Origin of the sequence: Pseudomonas hormoni (assembly GCF_018502625.1) — a bacterium.
In the GTDB taxonomy this organism is placed as follows: Bacteria; Pseudomonadota; Gammaproteobacteria; order Pseudomonadales; family Pseudomonadaceae; genus Aquipseudomonas; species Aquipseudomonas hormoni.
On sequence record NZ_CP075566.1, the window covers coordinates 2,785,710 to 2,800,283 of the forward strand.

At 59.0% G+C, this 14,574-nt stretch carries 14 protein-coding genes and 2 pseudogenes; 13 read left to right on the forward strand and 3 right to left on the reverse strand.

Translation table 11 applies throughout. The annotated features are described in order from the left end of the window. Positions 1 to 70: 70 nt before the first annotated feature. A complete protein-coding gene (locus tag KJF94_RS12900) occupies positions 71 to 1,102 on the forward strand; it encodes a D-cysteine desulfhydrase family protein (protein ID WP_214383939.1) in 1,032 nt (343 codons plus the stop codon). Between the two features lie 29 nt (positions 1,103 to 1,131). Here the strand turns inward: KJF94_RS12900 and KJF94_RS12905 are convergent. Together KJF94_RS12905 and KJF94_RS12910 are read right to left on the reverse strand one after the other, a co-directional pair. After that, positions 1,132 to 1,206 (reverse strand): annotated as a pseudogene (locus KJF94_RS12905) (FKBP-type peptidyl-prolyl cis-trans isomerase); the annotation flags it as partial. Positions 1,207 to 1,228: 22 nt separating this feature from the next. Further along, on the reverse strand, positions 1,229 to 1,987 hold the full coding sequence (locus KJF94_RS12910; RefSeq protein ID WP_214383941.1) for a hypothetical protein: 759 nt from the start codon (positions 1,985 to 1,987) through the stop codon (positions 1,229 to 1,231). Between the two features lie 233 nt (positions 1,988 to 2,220). Here KJF94_RS12910 and KJF94_RS12915 point away from each other — a divergent pair, with 233 nt between their 5' ends. After that, positions 2,221 to 3,462, forward strand: a complete 1,242-nt coding sequence (locus KJF94_RS12915) for an S-type pyocin domain-containing protein (RefSeq protein WP_214383943.1) — start codon at positions 2,221 to 2,223, stop codon at positions 3,460 to 3,462. 23 nt (positions 3,463 to 3,485) lie between these two features. Next, positions 3,486 to 3,794 carry a hypothetical protein gene (locus KJF94_RS12920; protein ID WP_250548275.1) on the forward strand — a complete coding sequence of 103 codons (309 nt, stop codon included), beginning with the start codon at positions 3,486 to 3,488 and terminating at the stop codon, positions 3,792 to 3,794. A 103-nt stretch (positions 3,795 to 3,897) separates the two neighbouring features. Here the strand turns inward: KJF94_RS12920 and KJF94_RS12925 are convergent, their stop codons facing one another. Further along, a complete protein-coding gene (locus tag KJF94_RS12925) occupies positions 3,898 to 4,236 on the reverse strand; it encodes an FKBP-type peptidyl-prolyl cis-trans isomerase (RefSeq protein WP_214383947.1) in 339 nt (112 codons plus the stop codon). A 144-nt stretch (positions 4,237 to 4,380) separates the two neighbouring features. Here KJF94_RS12925 and KJF94_RS12930 point away from each other — a divergent pair, with 144 nt between their 5' ends. The 10 genes and pseudogenes from KJF94_RS12930 (at position 4,381) to KJF94_RS12975 (ending at position 14,564) form a co-directional block, all read left to right on the forward strand. Then, a complete protein-coding gene (locus tag KJF94_RS12930; RefSeq protein ID WP_214383949.1) occupies positions 4,381 to 5,445 on the forward strand; it encodes a M4 family metallopeptidase in 1,065 nt (354 codons plus the stop codon). Next, the gene (locus tag KJF94_RS12935; protein ID WP_214383951.1) at positions 5,442 to 5,765 is read left to right on the forward strand and encodes a protealysin inhibitor emfourin; all 324 of its coding nucleotides are present in this window, start codon (positions 5,442 to 5,444) and stop codon (positions 5,763 to 5,765) included. The genes KJF94_RS12930 and KJF94_RS12935 overlap by 4 nt, the downstream gene beginning before the upstream one ends. Before the next feature lie 84 nt (positions 5,766 to 5,849). Continuing rightward, positions 5,850 to 6,936 (forward strand): annotated as a pseudogene (locus KJF94_RS12940) (diguanylate cyclase domain-containing protein). A 140-nt stretch (positions 6,937 to 7,076) separates the two neighbouring features. Further along, positions 7,077 to 8,885 (forward strand): monovalent cation:proton antiporter-2 (CPA2) family protein, encoded by a 1,809-nt coding sequence (locus tag KJF94_RS12945; protein WP_214383952.1) that lies wholly within the window; start codon positions 7,077 to 7,079, stop codon positions 8,883 to 8,885. A 159-nt stretch (positions 8,886 to 9,044) separates the two neighbouring features. Then, positions 9,045 to 10,154 carry a DNA alkylation repair protein gene (locus KJF94_RS12950; protein ID WP_214383954.1) on the forward strand — a complete coding sequence of 370 codons (1,110 nt, stop codon included), beginning with the start codon at positions 9,045 to 9,047 and terminating at the stop codon, positions 10,152 to 10,154. A 153-nt stretch (positions 10,155 to 10,307) separates the two neighbouring features. Continuing rightward, the gene (locus KJF94_RS12955) at positions 10,308 to 10,985 is read left to right on the forward strand and encodes a thermostable hemolysin (RefSeq protein WP_214383956.1); all 678 of its coding nucleotides are present in this window, start codon (positions 10,308 to 10,310) and stop codon (positions 10,983 to 10,985) included. Beyond that, a complete protein-coding gene (locus KJF94_RS12960) occupies positions 10,975 to 12,456 on the forward strand; it encodes an AMP-binding protein (protein ID WP_214383958.1) in 1,482 nt (493 codons plus the stop codon). The genes KJF94_RS12955 and KJF94_RS12960 overlap by 11 nt, the downstream gene beginning before the upstream one ends. Then, on the forward strand, positions 12,453 to 13,127 hold the full coding sequence (locus KJF94_RS12965; RefSeq protein ID WP_214383960.1) for an iron-containing redox enzyme family protein: 675 nt from the start codon (positions 12,453 to 12,455) through the stop codon (positions 13,125 to 13,127). Before KJF94_RS12960 ends, KJF94_RS12965 begins: the two co-directional genes overlap by 4 nt. Further along, the gene (locus KJF94_RS12970; protein WP_214383962.1) at positions 13,114 to 13,923 is read left to right on the forward strand and encodes an SDR family oxidoreductase; all 810 of its coding nucleotides are present in this window, start codon (positions 13,114 to 13,116) and stop codon (positions 13,921 to 13,923) included. The genes KJF94_RS12965 and KJF94_RS12970 overlap by 14 nt, the downstream gene beginning before the upstream one ends. Continuing rightward, complete coding sequence (locus KJF94_RS12975; protein ID WP_214383964.1) at positions 13,920 to 14,564, forward strand: tetratricopeptide repeat protein; 645 nt, start codon at positions 13,920 to 13,922, stop codon at positions 14,562 to 14,564. Before KJF94_RS12970 ends, KJF94_RS12975 begins: the two co-directional genes overlap by 4 nt. The last annotated feature ends 10 nt before the right edge of the window (positions 14,565 to 14,574 follow it).

Sequence of the window (14,574 nt, forward strand, 5' to 3'; positions counted from 1 at the left end):
TGGTGAAGCGTTTATCACGAAGGACTTTCTCCATAGAGTCAGGATGATAACAGTCAGCGAGGCGCCATCGATGCAAACCCAACTGGACAAGTCCCTGAGTGCTTTTGCGCGAGCAGACCTCCTGCAAGGCCCAACGCCCATTCAGCGCGCCGAACGTCTCGAACAGCTGTTGGGCCTGCAGCCCCGGGGTATCCGCCTGTTTCTCAAGCGCGACGATCATATGTTGCTGGGCGGTGGCGGCAATAAACTGCGCAAACTCGAATTCCACATCGGCGCAGCGCAACAGGCCGGCATTGATACGATCATTACCGTGGGCGGCGTTCAGTCAAATCATGCGCGACTGACCGCGGCGGTCTGCGCGCGTCTGGGCCTCGACTGCGAATTGATCCTGACGCGCTCGGTGCCCAAATCCGAGGTGGATTACGAACTCAACGGCAACGTGCTGCTCGACCAATTGTTTGGCGCACAGCTGCAAGTGCTTGCTGCAGGCACCGACTCACTCGCACGGGCCGAGACTCGGGCGGCGCAACTTCGGGAATCGGGGCGCAAGGTGCTGGTGATTTCCATGGGCGGCTCAACCCCCTTGGGCAGTCTCGGTTATGCGCGTTGCGCGGCGGAAATCGCGGAGCAGGAGACGGCGCTCGGCCTCACCTTCCATCAGGTCGTGGTACCCAACGGCAGCGCCGGCACCCATGCCGGGCTCGCGACCGGTTTCCAGTTGCTCGGCCGAGGCACATCGGTCGTCAAGTCTTACTCGGTATTATCGGATCGCGACTCGTCAGCGACCCGAACCCTGAAACTGACCCAGGACACCTTGGCGTTACTGGGCAGCAACGCCATCGTACGGCCTGAGGCAATCGTGATTGACGGCAGTCAGTTGGGCGAGGGTTACGGCCTGCCGACCCAGGCCATGCAAGATGCCGTACGCCTGATGGCTCGCGCGGAAGGTCTGCTGATCGACCCGGTGTACTCCGGCAAAGCGTTTGCCGGCCTGGTGGCCGATCTGAAGCAAGGTCGTTTCCGTGACGGCGACAACGTGCTGTTCGTGATGACCGGCGGGACGCCTGGGCTGTATGCCTATCGGGAGACGTTTCAGGGTTAGCGCATGCCAGGTTGACCGCGTTATCGTTCATCGCCATAGGCAAGATGCGCCCGCCCCAGCAACTTGCGCTTGCCGCCGACCTGCATGCCCATGATGCCCTGATCGCAAGTATTTCATATCTAGGCTTTAGCGTTTGCCGCGTTGGAATAGTGACAGCATAACGAAATCAGGGCGCAGGACGTAAGCTCGGCCCTTGGCAGTCAACGTAACGTACCGCTGACCGTTGTAGTATTCAAAGGCGATCAACTTCATCGCCTCCAGTACATCCATCGCCCCATCTGCCTCCAAAAGAGTAAGGCCAATGTGCGCCGGAAAATCCCTCGTGGAACAGTTCTCGCCTTCGTTGTCGTAGGCCGCGATAGCTGCAATGACGTTGTCTTGATCTTTAGTCAGAGGCGGCGATTCTGGAGCTTTCAGCTCTGAAATCTTCACGTAGGTGGCCTTCAATTCCAAATCGGTGGCCTCCAAGCTCTTGCGGGTAGCGTTCAGTTCCAGCTTGGCATCGTCCAACTCTGCACTAACCGTTTTCAGCCTTGCAATAACCTCTCTCGCTTTCGCGAATGCCTTGTCCTGCTCCGCCTTAGCAGCCCGTATTTCTAGACGTGAGTACAAAAGTGTCCCAACCCCAAATGCCCCCAGTACTCCTGCACTGACGGTCACAACAAGAAACTCCCATACATAAATTGGCGCTGTCAGGTTTAACCAATCGCCCACGCCACGCATCAAGCTCCACAATCCTGCCATTGCCGGGCTGAAAACTGATACGTCGTAATGACTTTCCACTAGCTTTGTAACGGGAACCCCTAAACCGGGGACCAGTATCGCCGCTGCTATTCCTTTGACCCATTTGAATTTAGATTTCTGCTTCGCATCGTCCTGCTGCATTTCTTCACCCGTACCCACCCGATTTCGCGGATGTTAGCAGAGTCATTCGTCTGGAATCGAACTGTGGGTGTAACTACCTAGGGGAAGCCCTTTGAGGGATAACTTCACATTAAACACTGTCTGTACAGCTTCGACGACACTTCGATGCTCGATCTTCAGAACCGTCCTACATCAATAAAATACCGTTTGATATAGCGTCCGCATCGCTTTCAAAAAATGAAACAAGGACGCTCATGGCTCGCAAAACAGACATACCGAGGGTTCAAAACCCACCTTCAGGCGACGGACACCGCGTCACCAGCCGCTACATGACTGCTACAGAACTAGCAGAGCGCGACGCCAGACAAAAAACTTATGATGATATGTTGTCCCGACAACAGGCATATGAAGACCGCTTCATAAGACGGTCTCAACAAAAGGGCCAGCCCAGTTCCAAGGGGTGTGTGTTCGCGAAAAGCTGCAACCTTCCCGACGGCGTAATCAACCACGACAACCCAGCAGGGTTTGTCCCTGTGGAGAGGCTGGCCGATTACGGAAAACTCTCCCTGCTGGGCGGGCGCGAAAGGGACACAGAGGGAAACATCCCTCTAAAAAAAATAAGTGGCAGTACATTACCTGCTGCACTGGGAACACTTCTCCTAGGCGGGGTTGGTGCCGCTAGCACCGGGACAAGTGCTGCTGGTGGAGCAGCTGTAGTTACGGGAGGCGTTGCTGTTAGTGCATTGACTGGGGTGGTGGCACTGCTTTGGCCCTCAAGTCTGGGGGACAGTTCCCTTTACACAGAAGAACAGCTCAAGTCGCTTGACGAAGGCCGGACACGTGTCCGACTGCATCTCGAACAACAGGCCGATGGCACCTTAAAGGGATACGGATACAACACCCAGAAGCGTAGCGATTGGGAAATGATTCCTGTAGTGCAATTCTTAGCTCAAGGCACTCAACAAGTAGCTGACTTCGGCAATGGGACAACACTGATATGGACTCCAGCCGTTGATCCGTCCGGCACTTCGGGAATCCCACCTTTAGAAGGTGCCCCACAAGCCCCGCACATTTGGATTTATCCGCCTACTGAACAGGCAGATAACATCATCGTCAACCCGATCTATCCTCCCGAGTACAAAGACTTCATCCTTGTATTTCCTGCCGATTCCGGTATCAAACCTCTTTATATTGTCTTGAGTCTGGAGTTCGATGCGGCTAGTTACCATGGCAAGACGGATACTCCAGTCAAAAGTAAGGGCCCCACGAATGGACAAGAAGCGCTGGAGAACTCAGTTCAGGTGAAACCTACATCCCCACGCAGGATTGGCGTCGATCCGGACACAAATGAGTTTGTTGTCTTTGACCGTACGGGAGGAGATGTTTATCACGGCCACGTCAGGCCATGGGATAAACTCCACCAAGATATGAAAAATGCTCTGATCAAAGCTAAGAAAGCAGACAACAAGGGCAATATTCTGGGGAAAAACAAGTGAGCCTTCACTATCAAGATCCATCAATGAGCCACGATGAAGCAACGAAGCTCCTTGCCAGCGACGTAAATGCAAATGTTATTGCGGCATTGGTTTCCATTGGTCTGAATGAAGGAGACAGAATCTGGGCTCAGAACACTTGCCTTAAGTACCTTGCGAGTGAGGCCGAATCGGTTGCAGCGTCCGCTGTCACCGCACTCGGCCATTTAGCCCGCAGGCATGGCAAGCTAGATAGGGAACCGGTATTTCTAGCACTCGAAAACGTCAAGAACAAATTTCCCGCCCTGGAAGGCATCGTTGCGGACACCCTCGACGATATCGACACATTCACCTGAGACGCCAATAGAAAGAAACGCCGCGGGCTCAATCAACAAACCGACAAAAACGGCCTATTGCAAACAGAGAGTGCAGTTTTTGTCGTTAAAGCTCGCACGATAATCAATCATCCCGCGTCAGCACTTCCAGCAATTCAATCTCGAAAATCAGGTTCGAATTCGGCGTGATCTTGCCCATGGTGCGCTCGCCATAGGCCAGATGCGCCGGCACCAGCAACTTGCGCTTGCCGCCGACCTGCATCCCCATGATCCCCTGATCCCAGCCCTTGATAACCCTCCCGGTGCCAATCACACACTGGAAAGGCTTGCCTCGGCTGTAGGAAGAATCGAATTCGGTGCCGTCTTCCAGCCAGCCGCGATACTGGGTGGTGATCAGGGCACCTTTGACGGCGGCTTTGCCGTCGCCCGGCTCGATATCGATGATTTGCAGTTCGTCGTTCATGTTTCTACTCGTTTACGGTCGCCCGGGTCCGGGGCGCGGACGGAGGTTTTCGCAGAATTCGGCGCCGAAGGCAATCCGTGGAACCGAAGCCCTTGGTGCCCGCTCACATGAGTATCGACCTCGAGCTCAGTAAAGGACGCTCTGATGACCGATCCACGACCATTGCGCAGTTTCATTCCGCCCTACATTCTCAACCGAATCATCGCCCACGGTTCCGAGCGTCAGCGCTCCAGCGCGATGGTCACGCTGACGCACGTGCGCACCCTTCGGCACACGTCGGGCTCACCGGTGCCTTCTGCGGCGGCGGCGATCCTGCCCACCCCGGTTCAACCCGGTCAGGTCCAGCGCAGCATTCATGATGCGCAAGGCAAACTGCTTCTGCCGGGAATGCCCGCACGCCTTGAAGGCCAGCCTGCGACGGGCGATCCCGCAGTTGATGAGGCGTACGATGCAATGGGCGCCAGTCATGATTTTTTCTGGAAGGTGCTGGGGCGTGACTCCATCGACAATCAGGGTTTTGCGCTGATTGGCAGTGTGCATTACGGCCAGGATTACGAAAACGCATTCTGGAACGGCGGGCAAATGGTCTTCGGGGACGGCGACGGCGAGATCTTCGAGCGCTTCACCCGCTCGCTGGATGTGATCGGGCACGAACTGACCCACGGCGTCATCGAAAGCGAAGCCGGCCTGGTCTACGCCAACCAGTCCGGGGCATTGAATGAGTCGATATCGGATGTTTTCGGGGTGCTGATCAAGCAACGTGTGCTGGGTCAGACGGCTGCAGAGGCGGACTGGCTGATCGGCGCCGACTTGCTGACGCCTCGCATCAAGGGCGTCGGCTTGCGCTCGATGGCTCATCCAGGCAAGGCTTACGACGACCCGCTGCTCGGCAAGGACCCGCAACCGGACCACATGCGCAAGTTCGTCATCACCCAGGAAGACAATGGCGGCGTGCACATCAATTCCGGTATTCCCAACCGGGCGTTTTATCTGTTGGCGCAAGCCCTGGGCGGCTTTGCCTGGGACAAGGCCGGGCGCATCTGGTACGACACGCTGTGCGACAAACGTTTGGACAGTGAAGCGTCATTCGAGCAATTCGCGCAACTGACCGTTGCCCACGCTCGCAACCGTTTCGGCACCGACGAAGCCCGAGCGGTAAAGCACGGGTGGGCCGAGGTGGGTGTCAAATCGAGTCAGGAGGGTTCATGAAAACGCTGCCAACATTGGGCGATGAAGCCGTCGTTCTTCTTTCCCGCCAGGGCGGTTTCGCGATGGTCCACGCGCTGACCCGCCCCCGTGAAATTGAATTCGCGCAATGTAATCTCGATCAGCGCACGCGCATTTGCACGTTGCTGGAGGGTTGCCTGCCCCTCACCCGCGAGTCTTCCGGCCAGGGCGATCAGCGCTTCTATCAAATCGAAGTGCGCTACCGCCTCAATGAGCAAGACGACCGGCTGGTGCTGAAAGTGCCCGAGGATCAGGCGCCGGGGGAATTGGTGCACTTGTGGGACAAAGGAGAAGTTCTTTAGGGCTTCAAATGCCATAGCGCAGGCGTGTGAACTACCATAAGCACACTTTCCGTGATGATGGCTCGCCATGATGGCAACCCCTGAATGAACTTCGTCTGGACCAGCGCAGCCCTCGGCACAATGGTGCTTGCCCTGATCATCGTGCTGATTAGCCGCGAGCGCTCGCTGCGCAAGCAGTTGGCCGAACATCGGGCGCTGATTACCAGCCTGTCCGAACGGCAGACTATTCACCAGGACAGCGACGCCGAACGTTTCAAGCGCAGCCAGTATTTCGCCCGTATCGGCACCTGGGACTGGGATGTCGATACCGACCGACTCTACTGGTCGGACGCGATCTACGGCATGTTCGGCTTCAAGGTCGGCGAAGTAACGCCCTCCTACGCCTTGTTTTGCGCCTGCGTGCACCCGGACGACCGGATCAAGGTGCGGGCCGGTGAGCTGCGTTGCCTGGAAACCGGCGAGAATCATGACGAGGAATATCGGGTCATCTGGCCGGGCGGCACCATCCGCTGGTTGCGCGAGACCGGCAATGTGGTGAAGAACGATCACGATGAAACGATCAAGATGATGGGCGTGGTCCGCGACATCACCGAAGAAAAAGCCTCCGCCAGCTATTTGCAGCACCTGGCTCATTTCGACCCGTTGACTGGCCTGCCCAACCGGCTGGTGCTCGAGGAGCGTTTGTCCGAGGCGCTGGAGCAGGCGCGCATAAGTGCCACCCGAGTGGCGCTGGTGTTCGTCGATCTCAACGGTTTCAAGGCCATCAACGACCATTACGGCCATGCCGCCGGTGACCGCGTCCTCGTCACCACCGCCACACGCCTGAAGAAAATCCTGCGTTCAACCGACACCGTCGCCCGCATCGGCGGCGACGAATTCGTGGTCATCCTCCAGGGCTTGCCTCAAGGGCTTGCCTCAAGGCAGCAGCCTGCAAGACGAAGCCCGCAGCATCTGCCAGAAAATCTTCGTCGAACTCTCACCCCCCGTGACCATCGGCACCGACCAACGCCACATCGGCACCAGCCTGGGCGTCGCCGTGTTCCCGGACCATGCGCCGAGCATGGACCGCTTGATTCATATTGCGGACCTGGCGATGTATGAGGCTAAACGCAGCGGGAATAATCAATATCGGTTGGGTGAGCAGACGTTGAGTCATAGTCGGGCGGAATGAAGGGCAAAAAAATTCCTCTTGGTTGCGAGTGATATACGCAACGACGCGCCATTCATACAATCATTGCCAACCGGGCTGACGCCCGTCATCGCAGCCTTTATCCTTGTGCCCCCCGCCGTACCGAGTTCTGGAGTTTCCTCATGCCCCATGAAGGCAACCTGTTGCAAGCCGCTGTCGTGTTTCTGTTCGCGGCGGTGCTCACCGTTCCTTTGGCCAAGCGCCTGCAACTGGGGGCGGTGCTGGGCTATCTGTTTGCCGGCGTGATTATCGGGCCGTCGGTACTGGGCCTGATCGGCAACCCGCAGAGCGTCAGTCATATTTCCGAACTCGGCGTGGTGTTGCTGCTGTTCATCATTGGTCTTGAGCTGTCGCCACGGCGCTTGTGGGTGATGCGCAAGTCGGTGTTTGGCGTCGGCCTGGCGCAGGTGCTGCTGACCGGCTCGGTGATTGGCGTGGTGGCGCTGTTCGTGTTTGGCCAGCCGCTGAACAGCGCAATTGTGCTGGGTCTGGGCCTGGCCTTGTCGTCCACTGCGTTTGGCTTGCAAAGCCTGGCTGAGCGCAAAGAACTGACCAGTCCGCATGGGCGCCTGGCCTTTGCAATTCTGTTGTTCCAGGACATCGCCGCGATCCCGCTGATTGCCATGGTGCCGCTACTGGCGGGCGGCGATCACACCACCAGCGCGGCCGAGGATGTGAACCACGGTTTGCGGGTATTGGGCAGCATTGCGGTGGTGGTGATTGGCGGCCGCTATCTGTTGCGACCGGTGTTCCGCGTGGTGGCCAGGACCGGTTTGCCAGAAGTCTCCACTGCCACCGCGTTGCTGGTGGTGATCGGCACGGCGTGGCTGATGGATCTGGTGGGCGTTTCGATGGCGCTGGGCGCGTTCCTCGCCGGTTTACTGCTGGCGGACTCCGAATATCGCCACGAGCTGGAAGCACAGATCGAACCCTTCAAGGGTTTGCTGCTGGGACTGTTTTTCATCAGCGTCGGCATGGGCGCGAACCTGAGTTTGCTGCTCAGCGCGCCGATCACGGTGTTGGGGCTGACGCTGCTGCTGATCGCCATCAAGCTGCCGCTGTTGTTTGTGGTGGGTCGACTGGCCGGTGGCTTGGGCAAGGTCAGTGCGATTCGCCTCGGTATCGTGCTCGCCGCCGGTGGTGAATTCGCGTTCGTGGTGTTCAAGATCGGTCGGGATCAGGGTTTGTTCGAGCCACGCCTGTACGACCTGCTGGTGCTGACGATCACGCTGTCCATGGCCGTGACGCCGCTGTTGCTGCTGATCTGCGCACGAGTGGTCAGCCCGAAGGTGCAGCCGGTGGTGGTGCCGGAGAAATTCCGCGAGATCAACACCGACGAACCCCGCGTAGTGATCGCCGGCATGGGCCGGATGGGGCAGATCGTCGCCCGTATCCTGCGCGCGCAAAACATCAAGTTCGTGGCCCTCGACACCTCGGTGGAAACCATCGAACTGTCGCGCAGCTTCGGCGGCGTGCCGGTGTTCTACGGCGACCCAATGCGCCCGGAAATCCTCAGCGCGGCCAAGGTCGAGCAGGCGGAATACTTCATCATCGCCACCGATGATCCGGACACCAACATCAAGACCGCCGAGGTGGTGCACAGGCTGTATCCACACATCAAGATCATCGCCCGCGCCCGTAACCGCCAGCATGTGCACCGGTTGGTGGACCTGGGGGCCGAGGCGATTCGGGAAACCTATTATTCGAGTCTGGAAATGAGCCGGCGCACGTTGGTAGGACTGGGGCTGACCCAGGCTCAGGCGGATGCGCGGATCAAGCGCTTCAAGCATCACGATGAACAGGTGCTGGAAGCGCAGCATGCGGTGTATGACGATGCGGCGAAGGTGTTGCAGACCGCTCAGGAAGCCCGGGCGGAACTGGCGAAGCTGTTTGAGTCGGATCAGCTGGAAGAAGAATCCAGCAAGATCTGAGGTGAATTTGAGGGCCTCTTCGCGGGCAAGCCTCGCTCTTACAGATTCAATGTCGTGCCAAATATCGTGGCAAACATACATCCTGTAGGAGCGAGGCTTGCCCGCGAAGAACGATTACGCGGTGCGTCTGGATAAATACAAATTTCAAAGGAATCCACAATGGCTGCCGATCAACCTTCTCCCGCCCTCAAGGAAATCTTCAACGCCGAGCGCCTCAAGCACATCGCCACCGAGATGACCGCGGTCTACCCCGAATTCAACGCCAGGGCTTTCCTGAAAATGGCCAACGACGGGCTCGCCGAGTTGTCGATCATGCAGCGCATGGCCCGTGTCAGCGAGTGCCTGCACGCTGTCCTGCCGTTGAGTTATGAAGCGTCGCTCGAGTTACTTCGCGCCCTCGCCCCGCGCCTGAACAGCGGCTTCGTCAGCATCTCGCTGCCCCATTACGTCGCGACCTATGGCGGCCACGCGTTCGAACAGTCCATGGACGCACTCAAATACTTCACGGCTTTCGGCTCCGCTGAATTCGCGATCCGTTATTTCCTGCGCAGCGACTTCGAACGCGCGCTGGCGGTGATGCACGAGTGGTCGCTGGACGAAAACGAACACGTACGGCGTCTGGCCAGCGAAGGCTGCCGTCCGCGTCTGCCGTGGTCATTTCGACTGGAGCAGATCCAGGCTGACCCGACCCTCGCCGCCGCCATCCTCGACAACCTCAAGGCCGACGACAGCCTCTATGTGCGCAAGTCGGTGGCCAACCACTTGAACGACATCACCAAGGACCATCCCGAGTGGGTGCTGGACCTGATTGAAGGCTGGTCGCTGGACAACAGGCACACCGCGTGGATCGCCAGACATGCCCTGCGCAGCCTGATCAAACGGGGCAATCAGCGCGCGTTGGCGATTATTGGCGCGGGTGGAAAACCCGAGGTCGAGATCATGGACGTGAAAGTCGAACCGGCGGTGATTGCATTGGGGGAGAAAATAACCTTGTCCTTTACCGTTAAATCCACGGTCGAGAACAGCCAGCGACTGGTGATCGACTACGCCATCAATTACGTCAAAGCCAACAGCAGCACCTCGGCGAAGGTATTCAAGCTCAAGGCGCTGACGCTGCCTGGCCACGCCACCGCCCTGCTGAGCCGTGGTCAGCACATCAAGGAACTCACCACCCGCAAACATTACGCCGGCCGTCACGCAGTGCACATTCTGGTGAACGGGGAACGGCTGGCGAGCACACAGTTCGACATTACCGCTGGCGCTGATTGACCCTGTTATCGTACTGACCGACGGCGTATACCCTGCACGCCCAGGCTTAAGGCAATCTGAAGACCGCCCCGGCCACGCTTTCTGCCACCTTCAGATTCCGTTAAGAAATGCCTTCGATACTCCTCCCACACTTAACCTGGGAGGCGTTTTCCAATGCCCGATTTCGACTGGAACATCCCCCTGCCCCTGCACTTCGGCCAAGCCGATGCACCGCAGAGGAGTCTGGCCAGAGCGTTGCCGGATGAGCCCCAACGTCCAGTCTTCGAAGCCTTTATTCAGCAACGATTCCGCAAGGCCCACGGCGCCGATATCCGCCATTTCATGCCGGAGCTGTTCGGCCTGAACAACGCGTCCGGCGAACTCTGTGCAGTGGCCGGCGTACGCCTGGCCAGCGCCGAACCGCTGTTCCTGGAGCGCTACCTGGACGAACCGATCGACCCGCTTATCAGCGCCGCGGCCGACCAACCGGTAGACAGGGCCTGCATCGTCGAGGTGGGCAATCTGGCCGCCAGCGACACCGGCAGTGCTCGCCTGAGCATCATCGCCATCACGTACCTGCTGGCCATGGGCGGTCTGGAATGGGTGGCGTTCACCGGCAACATCGGGCTGGTGAACAGCTTCCATCGCCTCGGTCTGAAACCCGTCACCCTGTGTGCGGCCGACCCCGCGCGGCTGGGCGATGACCGCCACAGCTGGGGCAGCTACTACGAGAGCAAGCCGTGGGTTCACGTCGGCAACATCCGCGCCGGTTTCGTTCATCTGCGCAACATCGGGATGTTCAACCGCCTGGGCTTGCCGTCGTCCATTGAGGAATCCAGCCATGTCGCCTGAAATTGAGCATTTCAAACAGACCCTGCGCAGCTATGCCGAACGCAAGACCAATGCCATCGCAGTGTGGGGCGATCACCTGAAAATGGACTACGCCACGCTGTACGCTGAAGTGGTGTATCGCCAGCAGCGCCTGCGCGATGAAAACGTCAAGGTGGTCGCGCTCGCTCTGGACAATGGCGTCGAAGCGATGCTCTGGGACCTGGCCGCGCTGTTCGAAGGCCTGACCTGCCTGACGCTACCACCGTTTTTCAGCCCGGCTCAACGCCAGCATTGCCTGGAACAGAGCCAGGCAGAACGGGTGATTGCCGAGCCGGAGTTGGAAGCGCAAATGCGAATAGCCGGTTACGAAAGTACCGGTGAGTTCTGGCGTCGAACATTCAACGGTCCGAACCGGGTGCCCGAAGGTACCGCCAAACTGACCTTCACCTCTGGCACCACCGGCACACCGAAAGGCGTATGCCTGAGCGCCGAAAGCGTTTTGCGCGTCGCCCGTGAACTGGACCAGGCCAGCAAACCCACCCACCCGCGACATCACCTCGCTTTGCTGCCCCTGGCGGTCCTCCTGGAAAACCTGGGTTGCTATGCCGCGCTGTATGCCGGTGCGACCTTGAGCCTGCCCAGTCAGCAAACCCTGGGCATCCAGGGTGCCAGCGGTGTTGATGTGCCACGACTGCTTGGCTGCCTGGCCAGCCGAGTACCCGAAAGCCTGATCCTGGTGCCGCAATTGCTGTTGATGCTGGTCAGCGCCACCGAACAAAAAGCGTTCAATCCTTATGCATTACGTTTTGCCGCGGTGGGTGGTGCACGGGTTTCCGAGGAGTTGCTGCATCGTGCGCAACGAGTCGGCCTCCCGGTTTACGAAGGTTATGGACTGTCAGAGTGCGCATCGGTGGTGTGCCTCAATCGACCGCAAGCGAATCGCCCCGGCAGCGTCGGCCGGCCCCTGCCCCATGTGGAAATCCGTCTGGCCGATGATGATGAGGTGCTGATCAAGGGTTCGACACTGCTCGGTTATCTGGGAGAAACACCGCAATTGGATGAATGGTGGCCCAGCGGCGATCTTGGCGAATTCGACACCGAGGGCTTCCTCTACCTCAAGGGGCGCAAGAAACATCAATTCGTCACCAGTTTCGGTCGCAACGTGAACCCTGAATGGGTCGAGGCCGAATTGACCCAGCGCCATCACATCGCCCAGGCCTTCGTCTACGGCGAAGCCATGCCGCGCAACCATGCACTGCTCTGGCCGCATCGCCCGGACTGCACCGACGAAGAACTTGCCGTCGCCATCGCTCAGGCCAACGAAGCCTTGCCCGATTACGCCCAAGTCCATCACTGGACGCGTCTGGATCAACCTTTCACCTCTGCCAACGGCTTGCTGACCGCCAATGGCCGTCCACGGCGTTACGCCATCGTCGAGCGTTATCGGGCGTACCTGACTGAATCCGCACTTTCCGAGGACTCCGCATCATGAGTTTTTTCGACACCTTGCAAGAAGCCACCCAGCAAGAGCGACACGAACTGTTCAACCTTCCGATCATTCGCGATGCACTGGAGGGCAAGGTCAGCCTGGAAAGTTACCGGGCTTTCCTCACACAAGCCTATTACCACGTGCGTCACACCGTGCCTTTGATGATGGCCTGCGGCGCGCGTCTGCCGAAGCGGCTGGAGTGGTTGCGCGAAGCCGTGTGCGAATACATCGAGGACGAATACGGCCACGAAAAATGGATACTCAACGACATTGAAGCCTGCGGCGGCGACAAGGACTCGGTTAGCGACGGTCGCCCGTCCTTGCCCATTGAATTGATGGTCGGCTTTCTCTACGACCTGATTGCCCGGGACAACCCGGTAGGTCTGTTCGGCATGGTCAACGTGCTGGAAGGCACCAGCATCGCACTCGCCACCCACGCCGCTGGCAGCATACGCGCGCGTCTGGAACTACCGGAAAGCGCCTTCAGCTACCTCAGTTCCCATGGCTCTCTGGATATCGAGCACATGCAAACCTACCGCCGACTGATGAACACCCTCGACGACCCGGCCGACCAGGCCGCGGTGATTCATGCCTCCAGGGTGGTCTACAAGCTTTATGCCGACATGTTCCGTGGCCTGCCGCGTGACAGGGAGTACCTGCATGCGCCTGTCTGAAGCTCGCGTGGTATTGACCGGCGCCAGCGGTGGCATTGGCCTGGCGATCGCGTCTGCCTTGTGTGCCAGCGGTGCACACGTATTGGCGGTGGTCCGGCATCGCGAATCCCTGGAACCGTTGCTCGCGCGCTATCCGCAGCACCTGTACTGGGTCGGTGCCGACCTGACGCTCCTTCCCGACCGGCGCAAAGTGCTGGCCGCGGCCGAGTCCATCGGGGGCATCAACCTGCTGATAAACGCCGCCGGCATTAACCATTTCGCCATGCTCGAACAACTGGATGACACCGACATCAACGCGATGCTGGCGGTGAACATCAGCGCGCCGATCTGCCTGACCAAACTGTTGTTGCCGCTGCTCAAGCAAGCCGAGAGCGCGATGGTGGTGAACGTCGGTTCGACCTATGGGTCGATCGGCTACCCCGGCTACGCCAGCTATTGCGCCACCAAGTTCGCCTTGCGCGGTTTTTCCGAAGCCCTGCGCCGGGAGCTGGCGGACACCCGGGTCGGCGTTCTCTACGTCGCGCCACGCGCCACCCGTACGAGCATGAACAGCCCCGCGGCGCAGGCCTTGAATGACGCTCTGAAATCCAGTGTCGATGCCCCCCAGACAGTCGCCTCGGCGGTGATTCACGCGATTGCCGGCGACCGTCGTGATTTGTATCTGGGCTGGCCGGAGCGCTTTTTCGTGCGCCTCAACAGCCTGCTGCCCAATTTGGTGGACCGAGGCTTGCGCAAGCAACTGCCGCTGATCCGTCGCCTGAGTCAGAAGCCCGACAACGAGAAACTCAAACCATGAAAAAACTGACCGTTTGCCTGCTGCTCACCGCCCTGAGCCAAAGCGTCTGGGCTTTGGACACCGCTGACCAGCAACGCCTGACCGGCATCCAGCAAAGCTGGGCGCACATTCAGTACGAGCTGCCTGCGGACCAACGCACCGCGGCGTTTGAAAAGCTCGCCGCACAGGCTGCGGCGTTTACTCGGGAGCGCCAATCGGTGGCCGAAGCCTGGATCTGGTCCGGCATTGTCACCAGCAGTTGGGCCGGTGCCCAAGGCGGATTGGGTGCGTTGAGCAAGGTCAAGGAAGCGAAGGTCGATCTGGAGAAAGCTCTGGCGCTCGACCCCAAAGCGCTGCAGGGCTCTGCCTATACCAGCCTCGGCGCTCTGTACGACCGCGTTCCCGGATGGCCCATCGGTTTTGGCGACTCGGACCAAGCCGAACTGTTACTCAAACAGGCCTTGCAACTCAACCCGAACGGCATCGATAGTCTGTACTTCTGGGGTGACCACCTCTACCGTCAAAAGCGTTACGGTGAAGCCCGGACAGCGCTGCAAAAAGCCCAGCAGGCCGCGCCACGGCCGGGCCGGGAGCTCGCCGATGCCGGACGTCGCAAGGAAATCGAAGCGTTGCTGGTGGACGTGAACAAGAAACTCGACTGACAGGAGTCCG

Coding starts and splice junctions, on each gene's coding strand:
- KJF94_RS12900 (WP_214383939.1), top strand. CDS start 71: ATGCAAACCCAACTGGACAAGTCCCTGAGTGCTTTTGCGCGAGCAGAC.
- KJF94_RS12910 (WP_214383941.1), bottom strand. CDS start 1,987: ATGCAGCAGGACGATGCGAAGCAGAAATCTAAATTCAAATGGGTCAAA.
- KJF94_RS12915 (WP_214383943.1), top strand. CDS start 2,221: ATGGCTCGCAAAACAGACATACCGAGGGTTCAAAACCCACCTTCAGGC.
- KJF94_RS12920 (WP_250548275.1), top strand. CDS start 3,486: ATGAGCCACGATGAAGCAACGAAGCTCCTTGCCAGCGACGTAAATGCA.
- KJF94_RS12925 (WP_214383947.1), bottom strand. CDS start 4,236: ATGAACGACGAACTGCAAATCATCGATATCGAGCCGGGCGACGGCAAA.
- KJF94_RS12930 (WP_214383949.1), top strand. CDS start 4,381: ATGACCGATCCACGACCATTGCGCAGTTTCATTCCGCCCTACATTCTC.
- KJF94_RS12935 (WP_214383951.1), top strand. CDS start 5,442: ATGAAAACGCTGCCAACATTGGGCGATGAAGCCGTCGTTCTTCTTTCC.
- KJF94_RS12945 (WP_214383952.1), top strand. CDS start 7,077: ATGCCCCATGAAGGCAACCTGTTGCAAGCCGCTGTCGTGTTTCTGTTC.
- KJF94_RS12950 (WP_214383954.1), top strand. CDS start 9,045: ATGGCTGCCGATCAACCTTCTCCCGCCCTCAAGGAAATCTTCAACGCC.
- KJF94_RS12955 (WP_214383956.1), top strand. CDS start 10,308: ATGCCCGATTTCGACTGGAACATCCCCCTGCCCCTGCACTTCGGCCAA.
- KJF94_RS12960 (WP_214383958.1), top strand. CDS start 10,975: ATGTCGCCTGAAATTGAGCATTTCAAACAGACCCTGCGCAGCTATGCC.
- KJF94_RS12965 (WP_214383960.1), top strand. CDS start 12,453: ATGAGTTTTTTCGACACCTTGCAAGAAGCCACCCAGCAAGAGCGACAC.
- KJF94_RS12970 (WP_214383962.1), top strand. CDS start 13,114: ATGCGCCTGTCTGAAGCTCGCGTGGTATTGACCGGCGCCAGCGGTGGC.
- KJF94_RS12975 (WP_214383964.1), top strand. CDS start 13,920: ATGAAAAAACTGACCGTTTGCCTGCTGCTCACCGCCCTGAGCCAAAGC.